Origin of the sequence: Wolbachia endosymbiont of Drosophila leontia, assembly GCF_028981785.1 — a bacterium.
Taxonomy (GTDB): Bacteria; Pseudomonadota; Alphaproteobacteria; order Rickettsiales; family Anaplasmataceae; genus Wolbachia; species Wolbachia pipientis.
The window spans coordinates 1-5,171 of the sequence record NZ_JAPQLK010000102.1 but is presented as its reverse complement, the minus strand read 5'-3'; the positions used below and the strand labels follow the sequence as shown (position 1 = coordinate 5,171).

Annotated in this window: 3 protein-coding genes and 1 pseudogene; 1 reads left to right on the top strand and 3 read right to left on the bottom strand. The window is 33.2% G+C overall.

What is annotated here, in order from left to right; genetic code table 11:
* Positions 1-21 precede the first annotated feature (21 nt).
* Positions 22-229 (top strand): annotated as a pseudogene (locus tag OZD63_RS03325) (IS3 family transposase); the annotation flags it as partial.
* Between the two features lie 57 nt (positions 230-286).
* On the opposite strand, the gene OZD63_RS03320 reads toward OZD63_RS03325, so the two are convergent.
* The 3 genes from OZD63_RS03320 to dnaG form a co-directional block, all read right to left on the bottom strand.
* Positions 287-1,369: an efflux RND transporter periplasmic adaptor subunit gene (locus tag OZD63_RS03320; protein ID WP_274979965.1), complete on the bottom strand. Its 1,083-nt coding sequence runs from the start codon at positions 1,367-1,369 to the stop codon at positions 287-289.
* 208 nt (positions 1,370-1,577) lie between these two features.
* Complete coding sequence (locus OZD63_RS03315) at positions 1,578-2,660, bottom strand: Fic family protein (RefSeq protein WP_275008112.1); 1,083 nt, start codon at positions 2,658-2,660, stop codon at positions 1,578-1,580.
* A 237-nt stretch (positions 2,661-2,897) separates the two neighbouring features.
* The gene (gene dnaG / locus OZD63_RS03310; RefSeq protein WP_275008111.1) at positions 2,898-4,637 is read right to left on the bottom strand and encodes a DNA primase; all 1,740 of its coding nucleotides are present in this window, start codon (positions 4,635-4,637) and stop codon (positions 2,898-2,900) included.
* Between the last annotated feature and the right edge of the window lie 534 nt (positions 4,638-5,171).

Genomic DNA, 5,171 nt, shown 5'->3' with positions numbered 1-5,171 from the left:
TCTTAGCTGTAAAGAATATAGATGAGTAATAAAGGCTGTTGTTACGACAATTCTGTTGCAGAAAGCTTCTTTAGCTCATTGAAAAGAGAAATACTTATTGATACTTCACAACACTCTGCTCAACAAACTAGAACTGCAATATTTGAATACATAGAAATTTTTTATAACAAACAACGTCACTATTAACTATTGCATTCCAGAACAATTTGATGCATCATTCTTTTTGTAAAAAACATTCCACACTTTCTCTCCACTTTTTCTGGGTAAGGTCAAAAGATCTTATGTCTTAAACCTTATCACCAGGCTTAACAAATAGGTGGCCCAATACTATTAACTTTATGGGTTTACCTTCGTTATTTGCTACTATCCAAACCCCATCGCTCTCATGATCAACAATTTCTATTGGTGCAAATACTACATAATTATTATCATCAACAATCTTTATTCCAAGAGCACCTTCGTCACTTAAGCTCAGGGCTGAAGAAGGAACTTTATATGCAAATCTTTCGCCTGAAGGTAGCCTTACGTTGGCAGTTAGTCCCTGCAAGGATATCATTTTATTATTAGTTACCTTTACTTCTACCCTATAAGACCCAGTTTTAGGCTCAGCAATTTTACTAATAAAACTTACTTCACCTGCCAATTCTTTTCCGTCCAGCAAATTAATTTGAGCTGTGCTGCCTAGCTCTATTTTATTTACTTCATTTTCCGAAACGTATAACACTACAAGAATTTGATCGAAATTAACCACGTCAGCTATTTTTTGCCCAGCATTAACAAAATCCCCTTCGTTTGCATTGATTTTATCAATATAACCATCTATAGGAGATGTGACTGCAGTATTTTCTAAATCCAATTCTAGCCTTTTTAGGTCAGCTTTTGCACTTTGTAACGCAGTAAAAGCTGCTTCTACTTGTATTTGTGCCCCATAGCCCTTTTTATTCAGTTTGTGAGAGGAATCATACTCAATTTCACGCTGCTTTAATAAAGCTTTGGCTTTCTGAGCTTGCTCAATCCTGTCATAATCTTCTATCTTTAACACTACATCATCTCTTTTTACCTTTTCACCATCAGGTAAATAAATAGCAATAATCTTACCACTTATTTTTGAGACAAGGCTAGCTCTATGTAAGGGATTTACTGTACCAGAAAAATTTAAATATATAGTGCGGTTTTGCGGCGCACATTCTTGAGTTTTTACTGAAAAATTACTAGTTGCATTATCACTATAAACCGCCTGATCTTTTTTTAAAAATGCACTGCTGATAAAAAACAGTAGAATAAAAGCAATACTGGAAATGGTGATTACTTTATTTCTCATCTTTAAACAATAGAATTTGTTAACTAATTTTGTTAGAAACAACTGCATAAATTTTCGAATCAGAAATGTAAGTATAATACATGCACCATCGTCACTCCATAAATAATTTTATATGAGAACAAACACAAGATTTTCCTACAATAAGTAAGTTTTCTATTGCAAAAATGCAATTTTGAATCGAATAAAAATGTAAAATTGCAAATAAAGTTGTGCATAAAACTGGATTTAAAAAATCTCGAAAAACATACTAAAACTTTTAAATAATAACTTTATATCTAGTGGCTTTGCCTTCTCCAAGACGCTGTAAGTATTTCATCCCTAGCAGTTTCTTTGTAATTGCCTCTACTGTTCTTGGAGGAAATCCTAGAGCTTCTATAGCATCTTTTCTACTAAATTCTTTATCTGCAAGGCTAAGTGCCCATTCCCAGAAGAACAATTGTTTTCTTGATAATAAATATTCAGTATTCTCCCTCTCAAGAATATAATGCGCTTCATTTGCTTGCGTTTTGAGCACATTAAGAAAAAATATTAACCATGGGGAAATATCTTCTTTGCCACTTTTCCAGCTACTTTGTGTTTTATTAAGCGCTAAATAGTAATCAAGTTTGTTAGTTTCAATTATCTTTTCATGTGATACAATAGATGCAAAATCATAACCCTGCTGCAACAGCATTAAATTAGTCATCAATCTACTAGTTCTGCCATTCCCATCTTGAAAAGGGTGTATTGCCAGATACTCAAAAACAAAGTTAGCAACAATAATAAGAGGATGCTTAAATTTATTACTTAAGGACCAGTGATACCAATCAATAAGCTCTTGTACTTCCTTTCTAACAAGGTAAGGTGGTGTGGGATCAAAAATTATACCAACAACTTTTCCATTCTGATCTTTTGCCTCAACTCTATTAGAACTTGCTTTGTATTTTCCTCTATGATACAAATCTTTTTCACTATAAAGTAGCATCTGGTTGTTAATGTGCAATATTGATGACTCACTAATTGGAATATCCGTATAATCATGAAATATTAGTTTAAGCATTTCTAAGTAGCCAGCAATTTCTTGCTCATCTCTATTTTTAAATTTTTTGACACGTAGGTTTTTATATAGATCCTCAACTTCTTTATCGGTTAGACGATTTCCTTCAATACGGTTAGAAGCGCCAGAAGATGTAACAATAACTGAATGAGTTAATCTTTCAATTGTTTGTGGTAGTAGTTTTTTCGTTATCTGCCAGCTATTTTTAACACTATCAACTGCAGTAATTAACTTGTACACTTGTTCAATTACAGGCCCTTCTAGGTTGAGACGTGTACTAAGACGAAAATTCTTCCAGTTCATATTCTTCTCACATGCATATTATGTGAGATAATGTGAGATAATGTGATAAAAGTCAATAGTAAGCTTTATATGCATAGCAGAGCTAACTACAAAAATTATACATTTTCAAGTGATCCTAACCATATCAAAAACTACAGGGCAAAGCTGTTGGAGGAAGGCTTAATTAGTTAAAAATTTCAATCTTATGTAAAATATTGTCTTATTTTGTAATTTTCTTGTTGACTAACGAGACGATATCTACTTTTCAATAAACTCCATTTGCATTTCTTGTATACGGCTTTCTATTTGTTTTATTTGTTCTATCAACCTTTCCTCTAAGTCAAGATTACTGCTCAGCCTCGCTTCGGTTCTTTCTTTTCGTAATGCATTTAACTCTTTTAGTAACACTATATTATTCCACACAATTTCTGCAGATTTTCTCTCGTTTAGTTGGCTATTTAGTACACTAGTTTTTTCAAATACATACTTTATAACGTTAAACTGTTTTAATTCTTGCTCTTTATCGAGTTTGCTTTTGTTACTTATTACATCAATTATACGCTGTTGTAATCTTTTCATCTCATTAGTAAATTCAAAATGAGAAAATTGCTCAAAAAATATAGGACGGTTCAAAATTTCAGGAAATTCTACGGCTATACGCAAAATTACGGCCTGATTTTGCTCTGCTTCAATTAGCTCTGGAGATTTGTTATGAAGATACTCACCTTTTGTTGCTCTAGTTTTACTATTAAAAATCTGTTTTTTGAAGCTACTTCTTAGTTCACTAGCCTTATTGTAAAAATAATCTCTGTAATACCTTCTAATACTGCTGTTGCTAATAGTATTTACATATTCCATGAACTTGTGCTCAAGAATTGAATATTTTTCCGGAGCAAGTTTTTCATAATTTTGCAAATTGCTATCGATTATGTGATGCCATAAATATTCAGAGTGAAGTTTTGTTGAGTGATCAAGCGCAATCAATACGTCTTCTTTCTTGTATTCCAGTTCGTTACATATATCGTATGGATCTTTATTACTCGGCAAAGTCACAAATTTTAACGTGTATCCAGGCTCTAATATTGGCAGAGCAAGTTCTGCAGCTCGAGTAGCAGCATGACGTCCAGCACTATCGCCATCCATACAGATGGAGATTTCTTTAGCAAATCTCCATAGATTTTTTATCTGCTCTGCAGAAATTGCGGTACCAAGCGGAGCAACTGCATTACTAATTCCTGCTTGATGTAGCGCTATAGCGTCCATATATCCTTCAACAACGAGTATGTGCTGTTTTTTACGTATTTCGCTTAAAGCAAAGTTTAATCCGTATAAATTCTCCCTCTTCTTGAAGAGCTGACTCTCTGGACTGTTTAAATATTTCGGCTGTTGCTCAGAACTTAGCGCACGTCCGCCAAAACCAATAACTCTCCCTGCAATGCTCTGTATAGGAAATATCAGCCGGTCATAAAAATAATCATGAAAATTTTTGTTTACTAATCCAATATCAATTAAAATTTTGTCTTCAATACCTGAAGAGTTTAAATACTCTTTCAAACCAGAGCTTGGTGCATAACCTATCTTAAATTTATCTATGATTTTAGGTGAAATCTTACGCTGCTTTAAATAATCTACAACACTTTGATTTTTTTGTGCAAACCAATTTGCAGCTAAATCAAGCGCTAAAAATAGTTTATTGTTCTCTTTTGTAATACTAAGATTTTTGGGCAGTTCAACACCTGTAACCGATGCTAATTTTTCCAATGCTTCTTTAAAGCTTAATCCTTCAGTTTGTGAAATAAATTCAAATACGTCACCACTAGCTGAACAACCAAAACAGTAATATAACCCCTTAGTATTGCTCACCGAAAAAGATGGGGTTTTTTCGTTATGAAATGGACAGAGCCCAACAAAACTATCTCCTCTTTTTATTAATCTGACTTTTTTACCTACTATGTCGGATAATAATAATTTTGATTTTATAATATCTATATGATCCATCTTGTTAAATTAGTAGTAGGATAAAAATTATATAGAATTTATACACATCTGACTCGAAATTTATTTCTATAACTAAAGCAATTTAGATTTACCGACAATGTAGCTATACAAATTCAAGAGCAATCCTGTCATCCAGGTAGCCCACAGAAACAAAAAACTTCCTTGACAAACCTCGCCAGCGCCCTTATCATGAAACCGAAGCTATTTATTTATCTTCTCTGTACAGATTAAATGACAAAAAAACTCAACGTATCTGGCGTCTCATGTTTGATTTTTTGCACTATGTGCACCTTATGTCTTTATCAAATTTCCGGGTTTTGACCTACACAAGCTGAAATACGCTTATAAAGCATTTAAAACATTAAAAAACGCCAACTTAAAAAATGGATAGTGAATAACTAGCTACCCTAGGGTTTCTTTTGCCTTTTTTTTCGTTTGGTAAATTTCTTAATATTTATACAGAAGGTGTCATTCCAGTGCTTGACACTGGAATGGCTTTGTTGCATCGCTCTTCGGATAGTAGGTAACGTACAA

Coding starts and splice junctions, on each gene's coding strand:
- OZD63_RS03320 (WP_274979965.1), bottom strand. CDS start 1,369: ATGCAGTTGTTTCTAACAAAATTAGTTAACAAATTCTATTGTTTAAAG.
- OZD63_RS03315 (WP_275008112.1), bottom strand. CDS start 2,660: ATGAACTGGAAGAATTTTCGTCTTAGTACACGTCTCAACCTAGAAGGG.
- dnaG (WP_275008111.1), bottom strand. CDS start 4,637: ATGGATCATATAGATATTATAAAATCAAAATTATTATTATCCGACATA.